The 24,569-nt window shown below is 67.9% G+C and carries 19 protein-coding genes; 9 read left to right on the top strand and 10 right to left on the bottom strand.

Annotated features, from left to right (window positions below):
* Nucleotides 1-918 (top strand): nickel ABC transporter permease, encoded by a 918-nt coding sequence (gene nikB, locus EBL84_RS13485; RefSeq protein ID WP_123141289.1) that lies wholly within the window; start codon nucleotides 1-3, stop codon nucleotides 916-918.
* On the opposite strand, the gene EBL84_RS13480 is transcribed toward nikB, so the two are convergent.
* Nucleotides 919-2,181, bottom strand: coding sequence for a glucose-1-phosphate adenylyltransferase (locus EBL84_RS13480; RefSeq protein ID WP_123141288.1), 1,263 nt, complete (start codon nucleotides 2,179-2,181; stop codon nucleotides 919-921). It lies immediately after the preceding gene.
* A gap of 298 nt (nucleotides 2,182-2,479) precedes the next feature.
* Between EBL84_RS13480 and gpmI the strand changes: the two genes are divergently transcribed.
* From gpmI to EBL84_RS13460, 4 genes are all read left to right on the top strand, one after another.
* The gene (gene gpmI / locus EBL84_RS13475) at nucleotides 2,480-4,024 is read left to right on the top strand and encodes a 2,3-bisphosphoglycerate-independent phosphoglycerate mutase (RefSeq protein WP_123141287.1); all 1,545 of its coding nucleotides are present in this window, start codon (nucleotides 2,480-2,482) and stop codon (nucleotides 4,022-4,024) included.
* Nucleotides 4,025-4,027: 3 nt separating this feature from the next.
* The gene (locus tag EBL84_RS13470; RefSeq protein ID WP_123141286.1) at nucleotides 4,028-4,864 is read left to right on the top strand and encodes a thymidylate synthase; all 837 of its coding nucleotides are present in this window, start codon (nucleotides 4,028-4,030) and stop codon (nucleotides 4,862-4,864) included.
* Nucleotides 4,865-4,898: 34 nt separating this feature from the next.
* Entirely contained in the window at nucleotides 4,899-5,918 is a 1,020-nt protein-coding gene (sohB, locus tag EBL84_RS13465) for a protease SohB (RefSeq protein ID WP_123141285.1), read from the top strand.
* Nucleotides 5,919-6,239: 321 nt separating this feature from the next.
* Nucleotides 6,240-9,926, top strand: a complete 3,687-nt coding sequence (locus tag EBL84_RS13460) for a DUF1631 family protein (protein WP_190287970.1) — start codon at nucleotides 6,240-6,242, stop codon at nucleotides 9,924-9,926.
* Nucleotides 9,927-9,934: 8 nt separating this feature from the next.
* Here the strand turns inward: EBL84_RS13460 and EBL84_RS13455 are convergent, their stop codons facing one another.
* Nucleotides 9,935-10,426, bottom strand: coding sequence for a hypothetical protein (locus EBL84_RS13455; protein WP_123141283.1), 492 nt, complete (start codon nucleotides 10,424-10,426; stop codon nucleotides 9,935-9,937).
* Nucleotides 10,427-10,802: 376 nt separating this feature from the next.
* Here EBL84_RS13455 and EBL84_RS13450 point away from each other — a divergent pair, with 376 nt between their 5' ends.
* A complete protein-coding gene (locus tag EBL84_RS13450; protein ID WP_123141282.1) occupies nucleotides 10,803-11,369 on the top strand; it encodes an OmpA family protein in 567 nt (188 codons plus the stop codon).
* A 289-nt stretch (nucleotides 11,370-11,658) separates the two neighbouring features.
* Here EBL84_RS13450 and purB read toward each other — a convergent pair whose 3' ends face one another.
* From purB to mnmA, 4 genes are all read right to left on the bottom strand, one after another.
* The gene (gene purB, locus EBL84_RS13445) at nucleotides 11,659-13,023 is read right to left on the bottom strand and encodes an adenylosuccinate lyase (protein ID WP_123141302.1); all 1,365 of its coding nucleotides are present in this window, start codon (nucleotides 13,021-13,023) and stop codon (nucleotides 11,659-11,661) included.
* Between the two features lie 318 nt (nucleotides 13,024-13,341).
* Nucleotides 13,342-16,005, bottom strand: coding sequence for an aconitate hydratase AcnA (gene acnA / locus EBL84_RS13440; protein ID WP_123141281.1), 2,664 nt, complete (start codon nucleotides 16,003-16,005; stop codon nucleotides 13,342-13,344).
* A 158-nt stretch (nucleotides 16,006-16,163) separates the two neighbouring features.
* Entirely contained in the window at nucleotides 16,164-16,790 is a 627-nt protein-coding gene (gene hflD / locus EBL84_RS13435) for a high frequency lysogenization protein HflD (protein ID WP_123141280.1), read from the bottom strand.
* A 23-nt stretch (nucleotides 16,791-16,813) separates the two neighbouring features.
* The gene (gene mnmA / locus EBL84_RS13430; RefSeq protein WP_123141279.1) at nucleotides 16,814-17,932 is read right to left on the bottom strand and encodes a tRNA 2-thiouridine(34) synthase MnmA; all 1,119 of its coding nucleotides are present in this window, start codon (nucleotides 17,930-17,932) and stop codon (nucleotides 16,814-16,816) included.
* Nucleotides 17,933-18,094: 162 nt separating this feature from the next.
* Here mnmA and icd point away from each other — a divergent pair, with 162 nt between their 5' ends.
* The gene (gene icd, locus EBL84_RS13425; protein WP_123141278.1) at nucleotides 18,095-19,348 is read left to right on the top strand and encodes an NADP-dependent isocitrate dehydrogenase; all 1,254 of its coding nucleotides are present in this window, start codon (nucleotides 18,095-18,097) and stop codon (nucleotides 19,346-19,348) included.
* 91 nt (nucleotides 19,349-19,439) lie between these two features.
* Here the strand turns inward: icd and EBL84_RS13420 are convergent, their stop codons facing one another.
* On the bottom strand, nucleotides 19,440-19,646 hold the full coding sequence (locus EBL84_RS13420; protein WP_005223619.1) for a cold-shock protein: 207 nt from the start codon (nucleotides 19,644-19,646) through the stop codon (nucleotides 19,440-19,442).
* Nucleotides 19,647-19,892: 246 nt separating this feature from the next.
* Here EBL84_RS13420 and clpS point away from each other — a divergent pair, with 246 nt between their 5' ends.
* Together clpS and clpA are read left to right on the top strand one after the other, a co-directional pair.
* A complete protein-coding gene (gene clpS / locus EBL84_RS13415) occupies nucleotides 19,893-20,216 on the top strand; it encodes an ATP-dependent Clp protease adapter ClpS (RefSeq protein ID WP_123141277.1) in 324 nt (107 codons plus the stop codon).
* A 73-nt stretch (nucleotides 20,217-20,289) separates the two neighbouring features.
* Nucleotides 20,290-22,551 (top strand): ATP-dependent Clp protease ATP-binding subunit ClpA, encoded by a 2,262-nt coding sequence (gene clpA / locus EBL84_RS13410; protein WP_123141276.1) that lies wholly within the window; start codon nucleotides 20,290-20,292, stop codon nucleotides 22,549-22,551.
* A gap of 213 nt (nucleotides 22,552-22,764) precedes the next feature.
* On the opposite strand, the gene infA is transcribed toward clpA, so the two are convergent.
* From infA to aat, 3 genes are all read right to left on the bottom strand, one after another.
* Complete coding sequence (gene infA, locus EBL84_RS13405) at nucleotides 22,765-22,983, bottom strand: translation initiation factor IF-1 (protein WP_005223622.1); 219 nt, start codon at nucleotides 22,981-22,983, stop codon at nucleotides 22,765-22,767.
* Between the two features lie 120 nt (nucleotides 22,984-23,103).
* Nucleotides 23,104-23,865 carry an arginyltransferase gene (locus tag EBL84_RS13400; RefSeq protein WP_123141275.1) on the bottom strand — a complete coding sequence of 254 codons (762 nt, stop codon included), beginning with the start codon at nucleotides 23,863-23,865 and terminating at the stop codon, nucleotides 23,104-23,106.
* Entirely contained in the window at nucleotides 23,862-24,563 is a 702-nt protein-coding gene (gene aat / locus EBL84_RS13395; RefSeq protein ID WP_123141274.1) for a leucyl/phenylalanyl-tRNA--protein transferase, read from the bottom strand. The genes EBL84_RS13400 and aat overlap by 4 nt, the downstream gene beginning before the upstream one ends.
* Nucleotides 24,564-24,569 lie beyond the last annotated feature (6 nt).

Raw genomic sequence — 24,569 nt, 5'->3', positions numbered from 1 at the left:
ATGGGCGCGCTGCTCGGGCGTCTCGGCGAGGCGGCGGCGAGCCTGCTCGGGGTCTGCACCCTGGTGTTCCTGCTCATCCATCTGGTGCCGGGCGATCCGGTGGCGGCGATGCTGGGGGAGGGCGCGCGCGCCGTCGACCAGGCCGAGCTGCGCGCCGCGCTGGGGCTCGATCGGCCGCTGTGGACGCAGTACCTGGACTATCTCGGCGGGCTCGCGCGGCTCGATCTCGGGGCCTCGCTGCACAGCGGTCGGGCGGTGACGGCGCTGCTCGCCGAGCGCGCCGGGCCGACCCTGGAGCTGGCCGTGGCCGCGCTCGCCCTGGCGGTGGTGGTGGCGCTGCCGCTCGGGGTGTTGGCGGCGCTGCATCAGGGGGGATGGATCGATCGCGTCGCGATGGGCTTCTCCATGCTCGGCGCGGCGATCCCCAACTTCTGGCTCGGGCCGCTGCTGATCCTGGTCTGCTCGCTGTGGCTCGGGTGGACGCCGGTGAGCGGGCGCGACGGGCCGCTGTCGCTGCTGCTCCCGGCGCTGACCCTGGGCACCGGGCTGGCGGCGGTGCTGGCGCGGATGGTGCGGTCGAGCCTGCTCGAGGTGCTCGGCGAGGACTATGTGCGTACCGCCCGCGCCAAGGGCGCGGGACCGGTGCGGGTGTTGTGGCGCCACGCCCTGCGCAACGCCTGGCTGCCGGTGCTCACCCTGCTCGGGCTGCAGTTCGGCGCGCTGCTCGGCGGTGCGGTGATCACCGAGACGGTGTTCGCCTGGCCGGGGCTCGGCAGCCTGGTGGTGGAGTCGATCCAGGCGCGCGACTACCCGCTGGTGCAGGGCGCGGTGCTGGTGATCGCGCTCGCCTATCTCGTCGTCAACACCCTCACCGACCTGCTCTATCTCGCCCTCGATCCGCGTATCCGCAGCCGTTGATCACTCCGAGTAGCGTCCGCGCGAGTTGGCGTCGCGCACGTCGCGGGCGTAGTAGCTCAGCTGTCCCATCGGCACCACCGTCACCCCGCCGGGGCTGATCTGGAAGCGTGCGGCGTCGCGGTCGCGGTCGAAGCCGATGCTGTCGCCCGGCTCGATCATGTTGTGACGATCGACGATGACGTTGCGCAGCCGGGCGCCGCGCCCGATGCGCACGTAGTCCATGATCACGCAGTTGTCGAGCTCGACGTCCTCCTCGATCACCGTCTCGCGACGGATGATCGAGTCGCGCACCCGCGCCCCCTCGTGGATCACCGTGGCCGCGCCGAGCAGGGTGTTGCGCACCTCGCCGCCGAGCAGCTTGGCCACCGGGCCCTGGTAGTTGCTGGAGAAGATCGGCCACTCGGGGTTGAACATGTCGAAGGCGGGATCGGCGCCGAGCACGTCCTTGTGGGCGTCGAAGTAGGCGTCGATGGTGCCGACGTCGCGCCAGTAGACCTGGTCCTCGTAGGGTTGGATGCCGGGGATGCGGTTGGTCGAGAAGTCGTAGGCGTAGAGCCTGTGGGTACGCAGCAGACGCGGCAGCACGTGCTGGCCGAAATCGGTCTCGCCGGCGTCGCGACAGGCCTTGAGCGCCTCGAGCAGCACCTCGGTGTCGAAGATGTAGTTGCCCATCGAGGCGAAGGCCATCGCCGGGTCGTGGGGCATCGGGGTGGGGGAGGCCGGTTTCTCCTCGAAGCCCTGGATGCGTCCCTCGGGATCGGCGGCGATGACGCCGAAGCTCGCGGCCTCGGCCAGCGGCACCGGCAGCGCGGCGATGGTGACGTCGGCCTGGCGCTCGCGATGGAAGGCGAGCATCTGGCGCACGTCCATGCGATAGATGTGATCGGCGCCGAATACCGCGACCCGGTCGGGGCGGTGTTCCTCGATCAGGTTGATGTTCTGGTTGACCGCGTCGGCGGTGCCCTGGAACCAGTGCTGCCCGGAGAGCATCTGCGGCGGCACCACGGTGACGAACTGGCTCTGCAGCAGCGGCGAGATGGTCCAGGCCTTGCGCACGTGCTCGATGAGCGACTGCGACTTGTACTGCACCAGCAGATAGATGGTCTGGATCTGCGAGTTGACCAGGTTGCTGAGCACGAAGTCGACGATGCGATAGCGCGAGCCGAAGGGCACCGAGGGTTTGGAGCGGGCGGCGGTGAGCGGCTGCAGGCGCGAGCCCTGGCCGCCGGCCATGACGAAGGCGATGATGCGATCGGTGTTCATAGTGTGCTCTCCTCCGGGCCCGTGCCGGGCGGTCTGTTGTCGTGGCGGTGGTGCTGCATCCCGGCCGGACCGATCGGGGCCGGATTCTTGCGCCGATCATAAACCTGTCACCTTAAGGTTTCTTGATGATCGTCATCGATGCGTCCATCTCTGTGCAAAAGGGGGCATGGAGGTCCGGAATCGGGGCGCGACGGGCGATCGACGACCGTCAGCGGTTAAACTAGACGGTTTTCCAGTCGTGTGGACCCATCCCGGTGCCGCGTCCCCACGAACCCGACCGTGTTCCGAGGAGAGAGCGATGAGCGACCCCATGCAGCAACTGCCCCGTCGTCCGGTGATCCTGATCATCCTGGACGGCTTCGGCGTCAACCCGGCCAAGGCCAACAACGCGGTCGCGATCGCCGACACCCCCAACCTCGATCGCTACTTCTCCAGCCATCCGCACACCACGCTGATGGCCTCGGGGCAGGCGGTAGGGCTGCCCGACGGGCAGATGGGCAACTCCGAGGTCGGTCACATGTCGATCGGCTCGGGCTGTGTGGTGCGTCAGGACCTGGTGCTGATCGACGACGCCGTCGCCGACGGCAGCTTCTACGACAACGCCACGCTGATCGCCGCGGCGCGCGCCGCGGCCGCGGCCGAGCGGCCGGTGCAGCTGATGGGACTGGTCTCCGACGGCGGCGTGCACAGTCACGTCAACCACCTCGCGGCGCTGATCGAACTGTGCCGCCGTCAGGGCGCGCGCGCCCAGGTGCATCTGTTCGCCGATGGGCGCGATACCCCGCCGCGCTCGGTGCTCGGCTATCTCGATGCCTTCGAGCCGGCGTTGCGCGAGGCCGGCGGTCAGATCGCCACGGTCAGCGGTCGCTTCTATGCGATGGATCGCGATAACCGCTGGGAGCGCACCGAGCAGGCCTGGCGCGCCATGGTCGACGGCGAGGGGCGGCGCGCGGCCGACGCGCGCGCGGCGATCGCCGCGGCCTATGAGGCCGGCGAGGACGACGAGTTCATCGTGCCGACGGTGCTCGAGGGCGCCGAGCCGATCCGCGACGGTGATCAGGTGATCCACTTCAACTTCCGCAAGGACCGCCCGCGCCAGCTGGTCGCCGCCTTTGCCGATCCCGCGTTCGCCGCATTCGACCGCCGCGGGGTGACCGGCGTGCGGGTCACCGGGATGATGGAATACGACCCCAAGTACGGCCTGCCCGCGGCCTTTGCCAGCGACGCGCCGCGCACCACCCTCGGCGGGGTGCTCGCCGAGGCCGGGCTGGCGCAGTTCCACTGTGCCGAGACCGAGAAGTACGCCCATGTCACCTTCTTCTTCAACGGCGGCGAGAACGAGCCGCTGCCGGGTGAGGAGCGGGTGCTGATCCCCTCGCCCAAGGTCGCCACCTACGACCTGCAGCCGGAGATGAGCGCTCCCGAGGTCGCCGACACCCTGGTCGAGGTGCTCGGGCGGCGCGCCTTTCCCTTCGTCGTCGCCAACTTCGCCAACGGCGACATGGTCGGCCATACCGCGGTGCGCGAGTCGGTGATCCGCGCCGTCGAGACCCTGGACCGCGAGGTCGGGCGGGTGCTCGACGCCGCCGTCGCCGCCGGCTACTCGGTGATCCTCACCGCCGATCACGGTAACTGCGACGAGATGGTCGACCCGGTCACCGGCGCGCCGCACACCCAGCACACCACCTATCCGGTGCCCTGCCTGGTGATCGACGAGCAGCCCTGGCGGTTGTCGCTCAGTGGCGCACTCAAGGATCTTGCGCCGACGGTGCTGGCGCTGATGGGACTCGATCCCGACCCGCGCATGGACGGGCGCTCGCTGCTGCTCGGTCCGGTGGGCTGAGCGATGCGCGTCTATCTTGATTTGCTGCGCGACGTGATCGACAACGGTCACGATCGCGACGACCGTACCGGGGTCGGGACCCGCTCGGTGTTCGGGCGTCAGGTGCGCTTCGATCTCGCCGCGGGCTTCCCACTGCTCACCACCAAGCGTGTCCACCTCAAGAGCGTGGTCCACGAGCTGCTGTGGTTCCTCTCGGGCTCGACCAATGCCGCCGACCTGCAGCGCCACGGGGTCAGTATCTGGGACGAGTGGGCCGCGCCTGACGGCAACCTGGGGCCGGTCTACGGTGCCCAGTGGCGCAGCTGGCCGGCGCCCGACGGGCGTCGCATCGATCAGCTCGCCGAGCTGCTCGAGGCGATCCGCGAGCGTCCGCACTCGCGTCGGTTGGTGGTCAGCGCCTGGAACCCGGCCGACCTTCCCGACGAGGGTCTCGGGCCGCAGGACAACGTCGCCGCCGGGCGCATGGCGCTCGCCCCCTGTCACTGTCTGTTCCAGTTCCAGGTGGCCGGCGGACGGCTGTCCTGCCAGCTCTACCAGCGCAGCGCCGATCTCTTCCTCGGCGTGCCCTTCAACATCGCCAGCTACGCCCTGCTCACGGCGATGATCGCCCAGCAATGCGATCTCGAGCCCGGCGAGTTCATCCACACCTTCGGCGACCTGCATCTCTACCGCAATCACCTCACCGACGACATCGTCCATGCCCAGCTCGCGCGCGAGCCCCGGGCGCTGCCGCGGTTGCGGCTGCAGCGGGCGCCGAGCCTGTTCGACTACCGCTATGAGGACGTGGTCATCGAGGGCTATGACCCGCACCCGGTGATCCGCGCGCCGATCGCGGTCTGATGTCCTGTCGCCCGTTGCCCGAGGATCCCCCGCGATGCCGCCATTGATGGAGTTGTTGTTCGACTACGGATTGTTTCTCGCCAAGACCCTGACGCTGCTGCTGGCGTTTGCCGCGCTGCTGCTGATCCTGGCGCGTGCCCGCGGTGCCGGAGGTGCGTCCTCCCCGGTGCGGCTCGAGGTCGTCGATCTCGGGGCGCGGCTGCGCGAGCAGGCCGCGCGGCTGCGTGAGGCGACCCTCGCGGGCAAGGCGCTGCGCGCGTACCGCAAGGCCGAGCGCAAGCGCGACAAGGCGCGTGCCCAGGAGGTCGCGACCCGCCCCCGACTGTTCGTGATCGACTTCAAGGGGGATATCCGCGCCAGCGCGGCCGCCGCGCTGCGCGCCCAGGTCAGCGCTCTGCTGCTCGAGGCGCGGCCCGAGGACGAGGTGCTGGTACGCCTCGACAATGCCGGTGGCATGGTCACCGAGCACGGCCTGGCCGCCTCGCAGCTGGCGCGGCTGCGCGAGCGCGGCATCCGCCTGACGGTGGCGGTCGACAAGGTCGCGGCCAGTGGCGGTTACCTGATGGCCTGTGTCGCCGATCGCATCATCGCCGCGCCCTTCGCGGTGATCGGCTCGATCGGGGTACTCGCCGAAATCCCCAACTTCCACCGTCTGCTCGAGCGCCACGGGGTCGACTTCGAGCTGCACACCGCCGGCGAGCACAAGCGCACCCTGACCCTGTTCGGCGAGAACACCGAGGAGGGACGGCGCAAGCTGCGCGAGCAGCTCGAGGAGACCCATGCGCTGTTCAAGCGTTTCGTCGCCGACTACCGCCCCGCGCTCGACCTCGATCGGGTCGCCACCGGCGAGTACTGGCACGGCGCGCGCGCCGTCGAACTGGGCCTGGTCGACGCCATCCAGACCAGCGACGACTATCTGCTCGCCGCGCGCGACAGCCACACCCTGTTGGGGCTGCGCTGGCGCGAGCGCAAGGCCCCGCTCGAGCGGCTGATCGAGGGCGGGCGATCCGTGCTCGAACAGGGCGTGGCGCACTGGTGGCGGTCCGGCGGCTGAGTCCTCGGGAGGCGCGCGCACGCGGTGGGGCGGGAGCTGGCACCGACCGTCACAAAGGCGCAAACTAGCGCACATCGGGTCGGGTACCAATGGAGTTCACCGCTCTGACCCCGCAGGGAATAGCCTGGATGATGCGCGAGGAGAGTCACGAGGAACGCCGAGTCAGGGAGGTTGCGGTCAGCGACCGCCGCGGTCGGGGGCGTCTCGCGTCTTTGCTTGTGTGGTGTTGCATGATTGAAATCAGTGTTGGTGGGGACGTCTCGGTCGATGCGGGGCGGCTCGCCCCCGGGTGTCCCGGGCCGTCGCTCGGCGAGGTGGCCGATGTCCGGGGTTGAGGGCGCAAAGGTGTCGGAGCGTCGGCGTCAGCGCCGCACCCCGGTCGATCTCCCCGCCGAGCTCCGTGCCCCTCATCAGCCCCGGCTCGCCTGCCGGGTCCGTAATCTCTGCAGCGGAGGCGCGTTGCTCGACATGGGCGAGCACGAGGCCGAGCTGCGTGTCGGCGCCGGCGAGCGTTGCGAGGTCCGCTTCAGGGTGGCGCTCGATGGCCGGCAACGCACCCTGCAGGCGGTGGTGGTGCTGGTGCATCGGGCCGAGCACGGGCTGGGCGCGCGTTTCATCCACTTCGCCGCCAATGGCCAGATGCATCTGGAGCGTTTTCTCGCCGGCTTGAGTGCGTCGCCACGACGTGGCGCCGAGGCGAACGGTGCGGCGCGGGCGCGAGGGCTGCTCGAGCAGGTCGGTCGCGCGCGGTTGCCGCCGTTGTTCGATGCCTTGCTCGAGACCCTGATCGATGCGCTGTGGATGCACGCGGAGCGTGCCGCGAACGATGCCCAGCGCGCCCGTTTCGTCGGTGAGCTCGGCCAGCTCGGTCGTACCATCCAGGCCGGGAGCCTGGCGCGGGGTCTGACCGACGAGGTGCTCGATGGCTTGATCTTCGCGCCGACGCAGCGGTTGTCCGACTCCACCGATGAGGCGCCCGGGCAGGCCGCGCTGTCGCTGGTCGAACCACATGAGTTCGAGTTGTGGCTGGCGCGCTCCGAGCTGGTCAACCGACTCGAGCAGGAGCTTGCCGAGGTGCTGCGATCATTGCGCGGGCATCTCGTCGGGGTCTTCGGCGACGCCCAGGTCGCGCTGGAGCCGGAGCCGTTGGTCGAGGCCCTGGCCGGCGCGCTGCGTCGTGGCGGGCTGGAGGACGAGCTGCTCGGACGCGCCCTGCGGCTCGCCGCCACGCCGCTGGTGGGGAACCTCGGCGCCTTCTATCGCGAGCTGTTGCAGCTGTGGCGCGAGCACGGGCTGCCGGCGTGCGCGCCGACGCCATTGCGGTCACCCCCTCGAGAGCGGGAGGCTGCGCCATCGTCTGTCGCCTCGCCGCTGCCGAGGCCAGAAGGGCAGGCGGATGCGACCGGGGCGCCGGCGCGAGCCAGGTCCGCGGGACTCGGCCTCGGCGAGTTGCTGACCCGGTTGCAGACGGGGGGCGTGGATGGCGAGGCCGGAGCCGACCTCGACGCCATGGCGCGATTGCTGGCCGCGCGCACGACTGGGACCGGCGATCCGGGGCGTCTGCGTGCACCGAGGGTGCGCGAGCGGGTCGAGGTGACCGACCAGATGCTCTCGCAGATCCTCGACGACCCGCACGCCCCCCAGGGCATCAAGGCGTTGATCCGGCGGTTGTCGATCCACTTCCTGGCGATGGCGGTCAGTGACCCCGGCCGACCGGGCGAGCATGACACCCACCCGCTGGTCGGGCTGATGGATCAGCTCGAGCAGCTCTCCTCCTTCCTGATCAACGGCGAGTCCGATGACCGTGCCTTGAGCGGCGAACTCGAGGAGTTCGTCCATCGTCTGGTGATCACCGACGCCGGTGATCTCGACACCCTGCGCGCCATCTCTTCCGGCCTGCAGTCACTGCGCGAGCGTGTCGGGTCGCGTTATCGCGCCAATGTCTCGCGCTGGGTCGGCGCCAACGAGGCGCGCGAGTGCGAGCGGCGCGCCCATGAGCGGGTGCGCCAGCGTCTGCAGTCCAGCTTCGGCGGTGAGCCGGTGCATCCGCTGTTGCCGACCCTGCTCGATGCCGGCTGGCGGATGCTGCTCGAGTCGGTCTGCAACTATGCCGGGATCGACGGCGCGCGCTGGCGTCATTACTGGATGCCGCTGTGGACACTGCACCGCGCCAGTCGTGGCGAGACCGAGGTCGAGGACATCCAGGCGTTGGTGGCGACCCTGTACGAGGGGTTGATCTATATCGGTCACGATCCGTTCGGGGCCGAGTCGCTGGTCGAGCGGGTCGAGCAGGTGCTGCGTCGGGCCGCGCGCGGGGCGCTCGATCGCGAGGACTGGGTGGTGTTCGCCATCGATCCGCCGGAAGAGGCCGAGGCGGCGCTTCAGGAGCCCCCGAGCGGGGTGTCCGAGGCCGACTGGCAGGCGGCCCGTGAGCGGATCGAGCAGCTTGCCCTGGGCTCCGTGGTGTGGCTGACCGAGCAGGGTGGCGAGCGCGCCTACCGGCTGATCTGGCGCAGCGAGGACGGGCGTCGTCTGGCGCTGAGCGATCCGATGGGTCGGCGTGTCCGCACCTTCACCCCCGAGCGTCTGGCCGCCGCCCTGGCCGAGTCGCGGGCGCGGGTCGAGGCGCCGCCGCGCCAACCGCTGATGCAGCGCGCCACCGAGGCGACCCTGAGCGAGCTCGGCGAGCAGGTGCGCGCGCAGACCGTGGAGGACTCGCTGACCGGGCTGCCCGGCCAGCGTTGTCTGGTCGGGGTGCTCACCGGGCTGCTGAGCCGCACTGCCGCGCCCTGTCCGCATCTGCTCGGTTTTCTCGAACTCGATCGCTTCGATCTGCTGACCGCAGCCCACGGCTATGCCGCCGGCGAGCGGCTGCTGGCGCTGATGGCCGAGCGGCTGCGGGCGCTGCTGCCCGATGCCCCCTGTCTGGCCTATCTCGGCTGGAACCGCTTCGCGTTGATCGCGCCGGCCGAAGGTGTCGAGGCGGCGCAGGCCAGCGCCGAGCGGATACGCGAGGCGCTCGAGGCGGTCTCGCTCACCTGGCTGGGACGGGTCCTGCAGGTCTCGGTGAGCCTCGGGGTGGCTCTGGTCGATGCTGCGTCGGAGAGCCCGGAAGGGGTGCTCTCCGCGGCCAATGTCGCCTGTCTCGCCGCCCAGCACAGCGGCGGTGGTCGGGTGGTGTGCTATGCCGAGGACGATGTCCAGGTCGCCGCGCAGCTCGAGCGCATGCGTGGCTGGGCCCAGGCCGAGGAGGCGATCAAGTCGGGCCGCAAGCGGTTGCGGTTGCAACCGATCGCGACGGTGGGGGAAGGGCCTGAGCACGGTGCCTTTCATCATGGCGAGGTGTTGCTCAGCGTCTATGACGCCGACGATGCCCCGCTACCGCTGGCGGCCTTTATCGCCGCGGCCGAGGCGATGAACCTGATGCACGAGGTCGACCGTCAGGTGATCGAGGAGACGCTGCGCTGGTTGCACGACAACCCCGAGCTGGCGCGCGCCTACGGCGGCGTGGCGATCAACCTCTCCGGTCAGTCGCTGAGCGATCCCGGGCTCGACGCCTTCATCCGTGGGGCCTTCGCGCGTTGGCAGGTGGCGCCGGGACTGGTCGGCTTCGAGGTCACCGAGACCGCAGCCATCGTCCATCTCGATCAGGCGGTGCGGCTGCTCGAGTCGCTCCAGTCGATGGGCTGTCCGATCTCGCTCGACGACTTCGGCTCGGGGATGTCCTCCTACGGTTATCTCAAGCAGTTGCCGGTCGACTTCGTCAAGATCGACGGCTCCTTCGTCAAGGATATCCTCAGCAACCCGCACGACCGGGCGATCGTCAAGTCGTTCAACGAGATCGCGCACTTTATGGGCAAGGAGACCATCGCCGAGTACGTCGAGAACCAGGAGATCCTGGCGCTGCTGCGCGAACTCGGGGTCGACTACGTCCAGGGCTACGGGATTGCGCGCCCCTGCTTCGTCGACGAGCTCGATCCGCCTGCGGCGGTGTGTGCGACGGCCTGATCCCACCTCTATAGATACAGCCGGTCGATCTCGCGGTCGCTGTCGCTGCGCTCCCACATCTGCATGAAGCTCTCGCGGAGTCGTCGTGCCTCGGGGGTGTCGGCGGCGGCCGCGGTCGCGCGCTGGCCGTCGGCGCGGTGCCGATGGACATAGCCCCGGGCATCGACGACGAGAAAGGCGTCGGTACGCGTGCGGTCGTCATCCCCGCTGCGCCGGATGGCGATCCGTGAGGTGAGGCGACGTGCCAGTTCGATCAGGCGATGCCCCTGCTGGAGCGCGTCGCGGGTCTCGTTGACCAGGATGCGCACCGGGAGGTCGGGGCGTTCGAGCGCGAGTCGTCGTATCGCTTCGAGCAAGGCTGGCTGGTCGTAGAGATCGGGCTCGAGGTGGGGGCCGAAGATCAGCAGCTCGCGCCGCGCCTGGGTCGCCAGCGCGATGGCGGCGTCGCGGATCGATGCACGTGTCTCGAGAGGGGAGGGCCCGGTGTTGGCGCTGGTCATGAACGCTGCTCCATGGCGAGGGACGACAGGGTGTTGGTTTCCGGACATTTCTGGCCCCGGGGAGGTCGTGGCGATGCGGCGCCGGCGCTGTCAGTAGCTAGCTGTTGTTTTCTGATGACTTTCGTTGTAAATATGTTGCGGTCGGCGAAAAAAGTTGCACTTTTGCGGCGGCTGTAGGCTAGAATGTCTGTGTCCCGAGTGTGGTCCCTGGGGTTCACGGGGTCTGGATCGGATTGAAAACCCGCGTCGGGGGCCAGACATTCAGCATCTGGTGAGATCAACGCACCACGTTGTTGCTTTTTGCTGACATGTGCTACAGCTTGTTAACCTGTCGCCGATCGGACCACTCACCCACCTGAAACAGGAAACCGTGAAGATGCGCAAATTCAAACAGTCCTCCCGCGCCGCGGCCGCCGCTGCCTCCCTGGCCTTGGTCTTGGGCGCCCCGCTGGCGGCCAATGCCGCCGACATGATGGACCACTTCTGGTCGGCCAAGCCGACCGGGACCGCCTGGGTCACCGGTTACGGCGAGTGCTGGCAGAGCACCCAGGGTCCGAACGACCTCGAGCCCTGCGTCAAGCCGGTGCCGGCCGAGTTCGTGGTGCGTCTGAACTTCGAGTTCGACAAGTACCGTATCGAGAACGTGGTCAACGATACCGAGCTGGCGCGTCTCGACGACTACATCGCCGACGTCAACGCCACCCAGTCGCGCGAGCAGCTCACCCTGGTCGGTCACACCGACGCCAAGGGTTCGGAAGCCTACAACGATACCCTGGGGCTGAACCGCGCCAATGCGGTGCGTGACTACATGGTCTCCAAGGGCATCCCGGCGAGCGATATCGTTTCCGTCGAGAGCCGTGGCGAGCGCGATATGCTGCCCGAGTTCGACGTCTACTCGGTCAAGCAGCGTCGCGTGACCATTCGCTCCGAGGTCGAGGGCTGATTCAGCGCCCTCACCGCGCGCCAGGGATCGGCGCCCGCCGCTCCAAGCCGACACGCCGATACGGCCTCACGGTCGGTCGGCGTGTGTGGCGACCCGCCGCGCACTCCGAACTCCACCGTTTTCAGTCGTTCGTCCGGTCTTGCCGGGCGACGCAAGGGTCCAGTTGAGCCCCACTCCCCCCCGACAGGGGCTTGATGGAAGGCCGGTCACGCTCCCCGCGTGACCGGCCTATTTTTTTCGCTGCCCGAGCCCACCGTGGTCGCGCCAGGCGACCACGGTGATCCCGGGTTCAGCTCTCGCGTGCCAGCCGGACGGCGTCGCCGAGATAGCTCGCCGGGGTCAGCGCCTTGAGCTCGGCCTTGGCCGCCTCGGGGATCTCCAGCCCGTCGACGAACTCGGCCAGCGCCTCGGGGCCGATGCGGTGACCGCGGGTCAGCGCCTTGAGCTTCTCGTAGGGCTTGTCGACGCCATAGCGACGCATCACCGTCTGGATCGGTTCGGCGAGTACCTCCCAGTTGTCGTCGAGGTCAGCGGCCATGCGCTCGGGGTTGGCCTCGAGCTTGCCGATGCCCTTGAGCGCCGACTGCAGCGCAATGGTGACGTGGGCGAAGCCGACGCCGAGGTTGCGCAGTACGGTCGAGTCGGTGAGGTCACGCTGCCAGCGCGAGATCGGCAGCTTGCCGGCGAGGTGCTCGAGGATGGCATTGGCGATGCCGAGGTTGCCCTCGGCGTTCTCGAAGTCGATCGGGTTGACCTTGTGCGGCATGGTCGAGGAGCCGACCTCGCCGGCGACGGTGCGCTGCTTGAAGTAGCCGACCGAGATGTAGCCCCAGACGTCACGGCAGAAGTCGATCAGCACGTTGTCGAAGCGCACCACCGCGTCGAACAGCTCGGCCATGTAGTCGTGCGGCTCGATCTGGATGGTGTAGGGGTTCCAGGTCAGGCCCAGCGACTCGACGAAGCCCTGGGCGAAGCCCGGCCAGTCGACCTCGGGGTAGGCGACACGGTGGGCGTTGTAGTTGCCGACGGCGCCATTGATCTTGCCGAGCAGGGCGACCTCGGCGCAGCGTGCACGCTGCCCCTGCAGTCGCCGTGCGACATTGGCCATCTCCTTGCCCAGGGTGGTGGGCGAGGCCGGCTGGCCGTGGGTGCGCGAGAGCATCGGCTGCTCGGCGTAGCGCTGGGCGAGCTCCTGGATCGCGCCGATGACCTGGTCCATCTCGTCGAGCAGTTGCGCGCGCCCGCGCGCGAGCATCAGCCCGTGGGAGAGGTTGTTGATGTCCTCGGAGGTGCAGGCGAAGTGGATGAACTCACCCACGGCGGCGAGCTCGGGCAGCTCGGCGGTGCGCTCCTTGAGGAAGTACTCGACGGCCTTGACGTCGTGGTTGGTGGTGCGCTCGATGGTCTTGATGCGCTCGGCCTCGGCGAGGCCGAAATCGGCGACGATGGCATCGAGGTGCTGATTGGCCGCGTCCGAGAAGGCGGGGATCTCGGGGATCTGGGGGTGCGCGGCCAGTGCCTGCAGCCAGCGCACCTCGACCTGCACGCGATGGCGGATCAACCCATACTCGCTGAAGATCTCCCGCAGCGCGGTGGTCTTGTTGCCATAGCGGCCGTCGACGGGGGAGATGGCGGTGAGTGAGGATAGCTCCATCGGCATGAGTGACTCCGGGTGGTGATGTTCGGTGTCCGGCTGGCTCTGCGCAGCGACGGACGGGTTGTTGGGTGGGGGCGACGTCGTCAGTGGCGACGTCCTCATCCGTGATGCGCGGCTGACGGGTTGCGGCCCGCGCGCGGCGCTGGCGGCGCCTTGTCGTGGCGCGGTGCTGTGTCCATTATGGCGCGCTCGTCAGCGCAGCGCTCAGGGCGCGCGGCGAATTTCGCCTGCACACAACGCAGATCGCCCGAGCCCCGGACGGGGGACTCGGGCGATCGTGCCGGGGCGCCGCGCGCGGCGCCCGTGGGGTCGGCCTCAGCCTGCGGCCAGCTTGCGCAGCACGTAGTGCAGGATGCCGCCGTTGCGATAGTAATCGACCTCGTTGGGGGTGTCGATCCGCACCTTGGCGGTGAAGCGCTTGACGCTGCCGTCGGCGGCGGTGGCGGTGACCTCGACCTGTTTGGCCTCGCCGTTGTTGAGGCCCTGGATGTCGAAGGTCTCGGTGCCGGTGAGGCCGAGCGACTCGGCGCTGTCGCCGTTGATGAACTCCAGCGGCAGGATGCCCATGCCGACGAGGTTGGAGCGGTGGATGCGCTCGTAGCTCTCGGCGATCACCGCGCGCACCCCGAGCAGGCGGGGACCCTTGGCCGCCCAGTCACGCGAGGAACCCGAGCCGTACTCCTTGCCCGCGACCACGATCGCCGGGGTGCCTTCCTCCTGATAGCGCATCGCGGCGTCGAAGATCGACATCTGCTCGCCGCTCGGCTGGTGCAGGGTGACGCCGCCCTCGGTGCCGGGGGCCATCAGGTTGCGCAGGCGGATGTTGGCGAAGGTGCCGCGCATCATCACCTCGTGGTTGCCGCGTCGCGAGCCCAGGCTGTTGAAGTCCTTGGGATCGACGCCCTTCTCGATCAGGTACTTGCCTGCCGGGGAGTCGGGCTTGATGGCGCCGGCCGGGGAGATGTGGTCGGTGGTGATGGAGTTGCCGAGCAGCGCCAGACAGCGCGCGCCGGTGATGTCGCCGACCGGGGCGACGTCGAGCGACATGCCCGCGAAGTAGGGCGGGTTCTTGATGTAGGTCGACTCGGGCCAGTCGTAGGTGTCGGTCTGCGGCGCCTCGAGACCCTGCCAGCGGGCGTCGCCGGAGAACACGTCGGCGTAGGCGGCGGTGAACTCCTCGGCGGTGACGAAGTCGCGGATCGCGCCGCTGACCTCGGCCTCGCTCGGCCAGATGTCCTTGAGATAGACCGGGTTGCCCTTGGCGTCGGTGGTCAGCGGATCGTTGAACGGATCGATGTCGATGCGTCCGGCGATGGCGTAGGCGACCACCAGCGGCGGGCTGGCGAGGTAGTTCATGCGCACCTCGGCGTGTACCCGGCCCTCGAAGTTACGGTTGCCCGAGAGGATCGAGACGGCGCACAGGTCGTTGTCGGCGATCGCCTTGGAGATCGGCGCCGGCAGCGGGCCGGTGTTGCCGATGCAGACGGTGCAGCCATAGCCGACGTTGTGGAAGCCGAGCGCCTTGAGCGGCTCGGTGAGCCCGGCGCGGTCGAGATAGCGGGTGACCGCCATCGAGCCGGGACCGAAGGCGGTCTTGACCCAGGGGGCGCGCTCGAGACCGAGCGCGGCGGCCTTCTTGGCGACCAGACCGGCGGCGATCAGCACGCTCGGGTTCGAGGTGTTGGTGCAGGAGGTGATGGCGGCGACCACGATGGAGCCGTCGGAGAGTTCGAACTGCTTGCCGTCGAGCTCGACCTTGGCCGGACCCTTGGTGGGGATGCCGCGCTCCTCCTTGAGGGCCGAGAGGGCCTTGGGGAAGTGCTCGGTGATGGTGTCGAGGGCGACGCGGTCCTGCGGGCGCTTGGGGCCGGCGAGCGAGGGCACGACGTCGCCGAGATCCAGCTCGAGGGTCTCGGAATAGTCGGCCTCGGCGGCCTCGGCGGTGTGCCACACGCCCTGCGCCTTGCAGTAGGCCTCGACCAGGGCGATCTGCTCCTCGCTGCGACCGGTCAGGCGCAGGTAGTCGAGGGTGATCTGGTCGATCGGGAAGAGACCGCAGGTGGCGCCGTACTCGGGTCCCATGTTGGCGATGGTGTTGCGCTCGCCCATCGGCAGCACGCTGATCGCCGGGCCGTAGAACTCGACGAACTTGCCGACCACGCCGTGCTGGCGCAGCCGCTCGACGATGGTCAGCACCAGATCGGTGGCGGTGACGCCCTCGCGCAGCTTGCCGGTGAGCTTGAAGCCGACGACCTTGGGCACGAGCATCGAGATCGGCTGGCCGAGCATCGAGGCCTCGGCCTCGATGCCGCCGACGCCCCAGCCGAGCACGCCGATGCCGTTGACCATGGTGGTGTGCGAGTCGGTGCCGACACAGGTGTCGAAGTAGGCCTGGGTGGCGCTGCCGGCATCCTTGGCGAAGATCAGGCGCGAGAGGTACTCGACGTTGACCTGGTGGACGATGCCGGTGTCGGGCGGCACCACCTTGAAGCCGTCGAGCGCGTTCTGGCCCCACTTGAGGAACTGGTAGCGCTCGCGGTTGCGCTGGAACTCGAGCTCGGCGTTGAGCGCGAAGGCGTCGTCGGAGCCGAAGTGATCGACCTGCACCGAGTGATCGATGACCAGCTCGGCGGGCTGCTGCGGGGTGATCTTGCTCGGGTCGCCGCCGAGCTTGGCCATGGCGTCGCGCATCGCCGCCAGGTCGACCACCGCGGGCACACCGGTGAAGTCCTGCATCAGCACGCGCGCCGGACGGTACTGGATCTCCTTGGAGGGCTCGGCCTTGGCGTCCCAGTTGGAGAAGAACTCGATGTCCTCGCGGTTGACGGTGACCCCATCCTCATTGCGCAGCAGGTTCTCGAGCAGGATCTTGATCGAGTAGGGCAGGCGCTCGCTGCCGGGGACGGCGTCGAGACGGTAGATCTCGTAGTCCTTGCCGGCAACACTCAGGGTGGACTTGGCGTTGAAGCTGTTGGTCATGCAATGGCTCCGGATGTGGCTATCGTCATTTCGCGCAAACGCGAAATTCTAGCGTCCAGGAGGGCGGCGCGCCATACACCGTGCGCTGACGGGGCGCGGCGGATCCCTCCGGGCGGGTGTTGGCGGGGCGTGTTCAGGCCCCGTCGGATGAAGGCGGTTCAGTCTTCGTGACGGTCGAGATAGGTGCGCGCGTCGTCGAGGATCTGGCGGTTGCGCAGCAGCAGGTGCCAGCGCGAGCCGCCGACCTGGCGCCACAGCATGGCGGCGCGGATGCCGGCGAGCAGCAGCGCGCGTACCCGGCTCTGGTTGTCGGGGTTGCCGAGGTGCAGCTCGTTGCCCTGGACCATGACCCGCGGGGTCAGGGTGCTGATGGTCTCGCTGTAGAGGTCGGCGAAGTGACCGAGGATCGCCGGGTGCAGCAGCGGGAAGTGTTCGAGCTTGTCGCGCGCCGCCTCGATGCCCTCGCCGAGTCGGGCGAGTCGTCCGGGTTCGCGCGCGAGCGCACGCTCGAGTCGGATCAGGGTCACCACGTAGCGGGTCAGCTCGAGGTTGCGCTCGGGTTGTCCGGTGAGCTGGGCGATCACCTGGCGCGCGCCGGGCGCGAGCGCGCCGGGCGCGCCGAAGACCGCGGCGGTGCTCTCGGCATCGACCTGGAGCAGGCTGTAGATGCACGGCTCCATCATCTCCACATCGGCGCTGCCGCGGTGGGCGATGCGGGTGACGCAGGCGGCGGCCTGGTGGAGTCCGGCGAAGGCGATGAGCCGGTCGAGGTTGTCGTAAGGCATGGGGCTGGATTCTCCGGTGCGGCTCAGGGCGCGGCGTGCTCGACCACGGCGCCGCCGAGACAGGCCTCGCCCTGATAGAAGACGATCGACTGGCCCGGGGTCACCGCGCGCTGCGGTTCGGCGAAGCGCACCCGGCAGCCCTCGGGGTCGAGGGTCTCGACGGTGCAGCGCTGCAGCGGCTGACGGTGACGCAGTCGCGCCAGACAGTCGAAGGGGGCGGCGGCGGGGGGCTCCCCGGCGATCCAGTGTGGTGGCTGGGCGTGCAGCGATCCGGCCATCAGCAGCGGATGGTGCTTGCCCTGGACGACGATCAGGCGGTTGTGCTCCGGGTCCTTGGCGGCGACGAACCAGGGGGCCTCGTCGCCCCCGGCGATGCCGCCGATGCCGAGCCCCTGACGCTGGCCGATGGTGTAGTAGGCCAGTCCGTGATGCTCGCCGAGCACCTGCCCCTCGGGGGTCTCGATCGGCCCCGGGGTGCGATCGACATAGCGCGCGAGGAACTCGCCGAAGCGCCGCTCGCCGATGAAGCAGATCCCGGTGCTGTCCTTCTTCGCGGCGTTGGCCAAGCCGAGCCGGCGGGCGATGGCGCGCACCTCGGGCTTGCTGAGATCGTGCAGCGGGAAGCGGGTGTGGGCGAGTTGGTGCTGGTCGAGCAGATGGAGGAAGTAGGTCTGGTCCTTGTTGGCGTCGGCGCACAGACAGAGTCGATGGCCGCTCGCGCCGTGCTCGACCCGGGCATAGTGGCCGGTGGCGATGGCCTCGGCGCCGAGGTCCAGGGCGTGTTCGAGGAAGGCGGCGAACTTGATCTCGCGGTTACACAGGATGTCGGGATTGGGGGTGCGCAGCGCGCGGTACTCGGCGAGGAAGTGCTCGAACACCCGATCCCAGTACTCGGTGGCGAAGTTGACGGTGTGCAGGCGGATGCCGAGCCGTTCGGCGACGGCGCGCGCATCGGCCAGGTCCTCGGCGGCGGCGCAATAGCCGCCGTGCGGGTCGTCGTCCTCTTCCCAGTTCTTCATGAACAGCGCCTCGACCTGATGGCCCTGTTCGAGCAGACGGTGGGCGGCGACGGCCGAGTCGACACCGCCGGAGAGGCCGATGATGATGCGTTCTGGGCGAGATCGGGCGGCGCGGACGTTCATGGCGCTATCAGGGGTAAGAGGACGGATGGGGCGTGCGTCGGACACGTCTCGTCGGCCTGGGCGACGGCGGGACGCGCTGCCGATGTGGCATCGGGTCTGCGCAACGAGTAAACGAGGATGGTAGCATATTCCTTTTTGATCACCCGATAGAGAAAACTGCTCATGGCCTACGACAAGATTTCTGTCCCCAACGGCGAGAAGATTCAGGTCAACGCCGATCTGTCGCTCAATGTGCCCGACCGTCCCATCATCCCCTTCATCGAGGGTGACGGCATCGGTGTCGACGTCACCCCGGTGATGCGCTCGGTGGTCGACGCTGCCGTCGAGAAGGCCTACGGCGGCGCGCGCAAGATCGAGTGGATGGAGATCTACGCCGGCGAGAAGTCGACCCGCACCTATGGCGAGGACGTGTGGCTGCCGGAGGAGACCCTGGCGGCGGTCAAGGAGTTCGTGGTCTCGATCAAGGGGCCGCTCACCACGCCGGTCGGCGGCGGTATCCGCTCGCTCAACGTCGCCCTGCGCCAGCAGCTCGATCTCTATGTCTGCCTGCGCCCGGTGCGCTACTTCAACGGCACCCCGAGCCCGCTGAAGAAGCCCGAGGACACCGATATGGTGATCTTCCGCGAGAACTCGGAGGACATCTATGCCGGCATCGAGTGGCAGCAGGGCAGCGCCGAGGCCGAGCGTCTGGTCGGCTTCCTGCGCGAGCAGATGGGGGTGACCAAGATCCGCTTCCCCGAGACCTCCGGCATCGGCATCAAGCCGGTCTCGAAGGAGGGCACCGAGCGTCTGGTGCGTCAGGCCATCCAGTACGCGATCGACAACGATCGTCCGTCGGTGACCCTGGTGCACAAGGGCAACATCATGAAGTTCACCGAGGGTGCCTTCAAGGACTGGGGCTATGCCCTGGCCAAGGCCGAGTTCGGTGCCACCGAGCTCGACGGCGGTCCCTGGTGCAGCTTCAAGAACCCCAAGACCGGTCGCGAGATCGTGATCAAGGACGTCATCGCCGACGCCTTCCTGCAGCAGATCCTGCTGCGTCCGAAGGAGTACTCGGTGATCGCCACCCTCAACCTCAACGGCGACTACATCTCCGATGCGCTGGCCGCGCAGGTCGGTGGTATCGGCATGGCGCCGGGTGCCAACCTCTCGGACTCGGTGGCGATGTTCGAGGCGACCCACGGTACCGCGCCGAAGTACGCCGGCAAGGACCAGGTCAACCCCAGCTCGCTGATCCTCTCGGCCGAGATGATGCTGCGCCACCTCGGCTGGACCGAGGCCGCCGACCTGATCATCAAGGGTGTCGAGGGCGCGATCGAGGCCAAGCAGGTCACCTATGACCTGGACCGACTGATGGAAGGCGCCACCAAGCTCAGCTGCTCGGGCTTTGGCCGGGCCGTGATCGAGCGCATGTAAGGCGTGAAACGTGCGAGGGGCGCGACCCTGACGGATCGCGCCCCTCGGCATGATGGTCCGGGGCACGGCGGCTCCGGACCGTGATCAGGTGTCAGCTGAGACGATGCACCTTGGCCGCGTGCAGGCCCTTCGGCCCCTGGTTCAACTCGAATTGCACCTTCTGTCCCTCCCTGAGCGTCTTGTAGCCCTCCATGTCGATCGCCGAGAAGTGGACAAAGACGTCTTCGTCTCGCCCATCGGGTTGCACGAACCCGTAGCCCTTTGCGTTATTGAACCATTTAACGACTCCGGTGATCATTGGCGCAGTCCTCCAGGGTTTGCGGGTCTTGCCTTGGTGGTCGATCATCGCTTTTTGTTGTCAGGCGCCATTGCCTTGAATCGGCTCCCTGGCACCCTAGTTCGCTAGTATAGTGAACTGTTTTCGTTGGTCAAACAGGGCGTCGCGCGGTTCCGCGCCGCCGTTGATCGGTCCCCTCGGGGCGCGCATGTGCAGTGCGTTGGCCGGCCTGACGCCCCCTCAATCCTTTGTCTAGAATCCGCAATCATGAGTGACGATATTCCGAGCGAGGACGGCGAGTCCGGGCTGACGTTGCAGGAGGCCCGCCCGCAGTTGCGCCGCCCCCCACAGTTCAAGGTCCTGCTGCTCAACGACGACTACACCCCGATGGACTTCGTGGTCGAGGTGCTCGAGGGCTTCTTCGGTATGAATCGCGAGAAGGCGACCCAAGTTATGCTCCAGGTGCATACGCGTGGGGTCGGGGTCTGCGGCGTCTACACCAAGGATATCGCCGAGACCAAGGTCGCCCAGGTCAATGACTACGCCCGTACCAACCAGCATCCGCTGATGTGCACCATGGAAGAGGCTTGAAATCGGCGCCGCGCGCGCGCATGGCGGCACTCAACCACCACGGTTTTCTCAACCCCCTGCTTGGAACAGGTCGATGCTGAGCAAAGAACTCGAATTTTCGCTGAACCGGGCCTTCAAGGAGGCGCGCGAGAAGCATCATGAATACATGACCGTCGAGCACATGCTGCTGTCGTTGCTCGACAATCCCACCGCCGCGCGCGTGCTCAGGGCCTGTGGCGCGGATGCCGAGCGGTTGCGTCGCGAGATCTCGTCGTTCATCGACGAGACCACGCCGCTGATCCCCGAGCACGAGGATCGCGACACCCAGCCGACGCTCGGCTTCCAGCGGGTGTTGCAGCGCGCGGTGTTCCACGTCCAGTCGGCGGGCAAGAAGGAGGTCACCGGGGCCAACGTGCTGGTGGCGCTGTTCAGCGAGCAGGACTCGCAGGCGGTCTATCTGCTCAACCAGCAGGACATCACCCGCCTCGATGTCGTCAACTTCATCTCCCACGGTATCTCCAAGGTCCCCGGCGAGACCCAGGAGGACGAGGTGCCGGGCGAGGTCGACGAGTCGCGCGCCGAGGACAAGGAGAACGCCAGCCCGCTCGAGAGCTTTGCGACCAACCTCAACGAGCTGGCGCGTCAGGGGCGGATCGATCCGCTGATCGGTCGCGCCGCCGAGGTCGAGCGCACGGTGCAGATCCTTTGCCGGCGGCGCAAGAACAACCCGCTGTTCGTCGGCGAGGCCGGCGTCGGCAAGACCGCCATCGCCGAGGGGCTGGCGAAGAAGATCGTCGATGGTGACGTGCCCGAGGTGCTGGAGTCGGCGGTGATCTACTCCCTCGATCTCGGCGGCCTGGTGGCCGGCACCAAGTATCGCGGCGACTTCGAGAAGCGACTCAAGTCGGTGCTCGCCCAGCTCAAGCGTCAGCCGCACGCGATCCTCTTCATCGACGAGATCCACACCATCATCGGCGCCGGCTCGGCCTCGGGCGGGGTGATGGACGCCTCCAACCTGATCAAGCCGGTGCTCGCCTCGGGCGATCTGCGCTGCATCGGCTCGACTACCTATCAGGAGTATCGTGGCATCTTCGAGAAGGACCGCGCGCTGGCGCGCCGCTTCCAGAAGATCGACGTGCCCGAGCCGAGTGTCGAGGAGACGGTGGAGATCCTCAAGGGGCTGAAGTCGCGCTTCGAGCAGCACCACCAGGTGACCTACACCAGTACCGCGCTGCGCGCCGCGGCCGAACTGGCCAACCGTCATATCAACGATCGTCATCTGCCCGACAAGGCGATCGACGTCATCGACGAGGCCGGGGCCAACGTCCAGCTCAAGAGTGGCGCCAAGCGGCGCAAGCGCATCGACGTCGCCGATGTCGAGGCGATCGTCGCCAAGATCGCGCGCATCCCGCCGAAGCGGGTCTCGGCCTCCGACGCCGAGGCGCTGAAGAACCTCGATCGCGATCTCAAGATGGTGGTCTATGGCCAGGATCCGGCCATCGAGGTGCTGACCTCCTCGATCCGCATGAACCGCTCCGGGCTCGGCAGTCTCGAGCGCCCGATCGGCTCCTTCCTGTTCACCGGTCCGACCGGCGTCGGCAAGACCGAGGTCACCCGTCAGCTCGCACGCATCCTCGGCATGGAGCTGATCCGCTTCGATATGTCCGAGTACATGGAGCGTCACACCGTCTCGCGGCTGATCGGCGCGCCGCCGGGCTATGTCGGCTTCGATCAGGGCGGGCTGCTCACCGAGGAGGTCAACAAGCATCCGCACGCGGTGCTGTTGCTCGACGAGATCGAGAAGGCCCACCCCGATGTCTTCAACCTGCTGTTGCAGGTGATGGACCACGGCAGCCTCACCGACAACAACGGGCGCAAGGCCGACTTCCGTAACGTGGTGCTGGTGATGACCACCAACGCCGGCGCCGAGGAGACGGCGCGGCGCTCGATCGGCTTCACCGAGCAGGATCACTCGAGCGACGGGCTGGAGGCGCTCAAGCGCTATTTCTCGCCGGAGTTCCGCAACCGTCTCGACGCCGTGGTGCAGTTCTCGCCGCTGGCCGAATCGACCGTCGCCAACGTGGTCGACAAGTTCATCTTCGAGCTCGAGCAGCAGCTCGAGGAGAAGAAGGTGGCGCTCAGTGTGGATCAGGACGCCCGTGGCTGGCTCGGTGCCAAGGGCTACGATCCGCAGATGGGTGCACGCCCGATGGCGCGGGTGATCCAGAACCACATCAAGAAGCCGCTCGCCAGCGAGCTGCTGTTCGGCACGCTTGCCAATGGCGGTCAGGTGCGGGTGGGGGTGCGCGACGACGCGCTCGCCTTCGAGATCAACGGCGAGTGGCGTGAGCTATAGGTGCTGGTCGATGGGGTGACGTGGCGGCGAGCAGGTCCCTCGCCGTGGCGGCGCCGTCAGTCTCGGCGATGACCAACCGCGACGCGCAGCCCCGCCGTGCCGACTCGGCCCGATGGCGAGCGGCGAGGTCGCGTGTGACGGTTCGCGCGGTTGCGCGATGAGTCCGGGCGCTCGGCGAGAGCCGGCGCGCGCATGCCCGACGGGCAGGCGTGATCAGCGGGCGCGGTAGACGATGCGGCCCTTGGTGAGGTCGTAAGGGGTCAGCTCGACGGTGACCTTGTCGCCGGTGAGGATGCGGATGTAGTGCTTGCGCATCTTGCCGGAGATATGGGCGGTCACGGTGTGGCCGTTCTCGAGCTCGACCCGAAACACGGTATTGGGCAGGGTCTCGGTGACCGTGCCTTCCATTTGAATGACGTCGTCTTTTGCCATAGTCGAATTACTGAAGACAGCTCCGTTTTTAAAGCCGCCGGATTATACCATATCCATTGTGTCGATCACCGTCGATGCATCGATCCTGTGTTACCTTCCCGCGCACAGGCGAGGCCGGCCTCATGGTTGGCGTAGTACGGCGCCGCGCGCGAGCTGTCTCCAGGCGCGCCCATCCCAGGCCTCGAGCGGGCGAAAGCGCGCCTTGTAGGTCATCTTCTCGCAGCCCTCGACCCAGTAACCGAGATAGAGATAGGGCAGTCCGAGCCGCCGTGCCAGCTCGATCTGGGCGAGGATCGCGAAGGTGCCGGGGCCGAGTACGGCGAGCGCCGGATCGTAGAAGGTGTAGACCGCCGAGAGTCCCTGCTCGAGGCGGTCGGTCACCGCGACCCCGAGCAGTCTCTCCTCATCGAGCCAGAACTCGATGAACAGACAGGGGCCGCCCCAGGGGTCGACGAGGAAGCGCCGATAACTCTCCTCGCTGGCATCGTCGGCCATGGGTCCGTCGCCATGACGTCCCAGCAGATAGTCGCGATAGAGCGCATAGTGCGCCGGCTCGAAACTGGCGGGGCGCTCGCGCAGTGTGATGCGTGGGGCGTTACGCTGCCAGTTGCGTCGTTGCGAACGGTTGGGGAGAAAGTCCGCGACCGGGATGCGGACCGGCACGCAGCGGGTACAGCCACGGCAGGCCGGTCGATAGATGTGGCTGCCGCTGCGGCGAAAGCCAAGGTCGATCAGCAGCTGATAGGTGGCGGTATCGATCCGGGCGTTGGGGTCGACGAACAGGGTGCGCGCGCGCGTGTCCTCGAGATAGGAGCAGTCGTGCTCGCCGGTGAGATAGAGCGCCAGATGGCGTCCCGGCCGGGTGATGTCGTCCTGGTTCATCGGTTGTGCGCCTCGTCGTCCCAGCTGTGATCATGGCCGGGCAGGGCGCAGAACCGCTCGAGCCGAGCGATGAAGTCACGCCGGGGGATCTCCTCCGCGCCCATCCGCTGGAGATGATGGGTGTGCATCTGGCAGTCGATCAGCCCGAAGCCCCACTCGGCGAGGCGTCGGCACAGCTGTACCAGGGCGATCTTGGAGCCGTCGCTGGCGCGGCTGAACATGGACTCGCCGAAGAACGCCTTGCCCACCGCCACCCCGTAGAGCCCGCCGATCAGCTCATCGTCGCGCCACACCTCGACCGAGTGGGCGAGGCCCTGGGCGTGCAGTCGCTCGTAGGCATCGATCATCTCCGGGACCAGCCAGGTGCCGGCCTCGTCGGCGCGTGGCGCGGCGCAGGCGCGGATGACCGCGGCGAAGTCGCGATCGAAGGTGACCCGATGATCGGCGCGCCGTAGCCGCTTGGCGAGGCTGCGCGAGACGTGCACCTGCTCGGGTATGAGCACGCTGCGCGGGTCGGGCGACCACCACAGGATGGGATCGCCCTCGCTGTACCAGGGGAAGATGCCGTGACGATAGGCCTGGCGCAGCCGCGTGGTGCTGAGGTCGCCGCCGACGGCGAGCAATCCGTTGGGCTCGCGCATCGCCTGCGAGACGTCGGGGAAGTGGATGCGGTCTTGCGGATCGAGCAGGGTGAGCATGTCCGG

This window comes from Marichromatium sp. AB31 (assembly GCF_003718685.1).
GTDB classification, from domain to species: domain Bacteria; phylum Pseudomonadota; class Gammaproteobacteria; order Chromatiales; family Chromatiaceae; genus Marichromatium; species Marichromatium gracile.
This window is presented reverse-complemented; position numbering and strand designations above follow the sequence as displayed.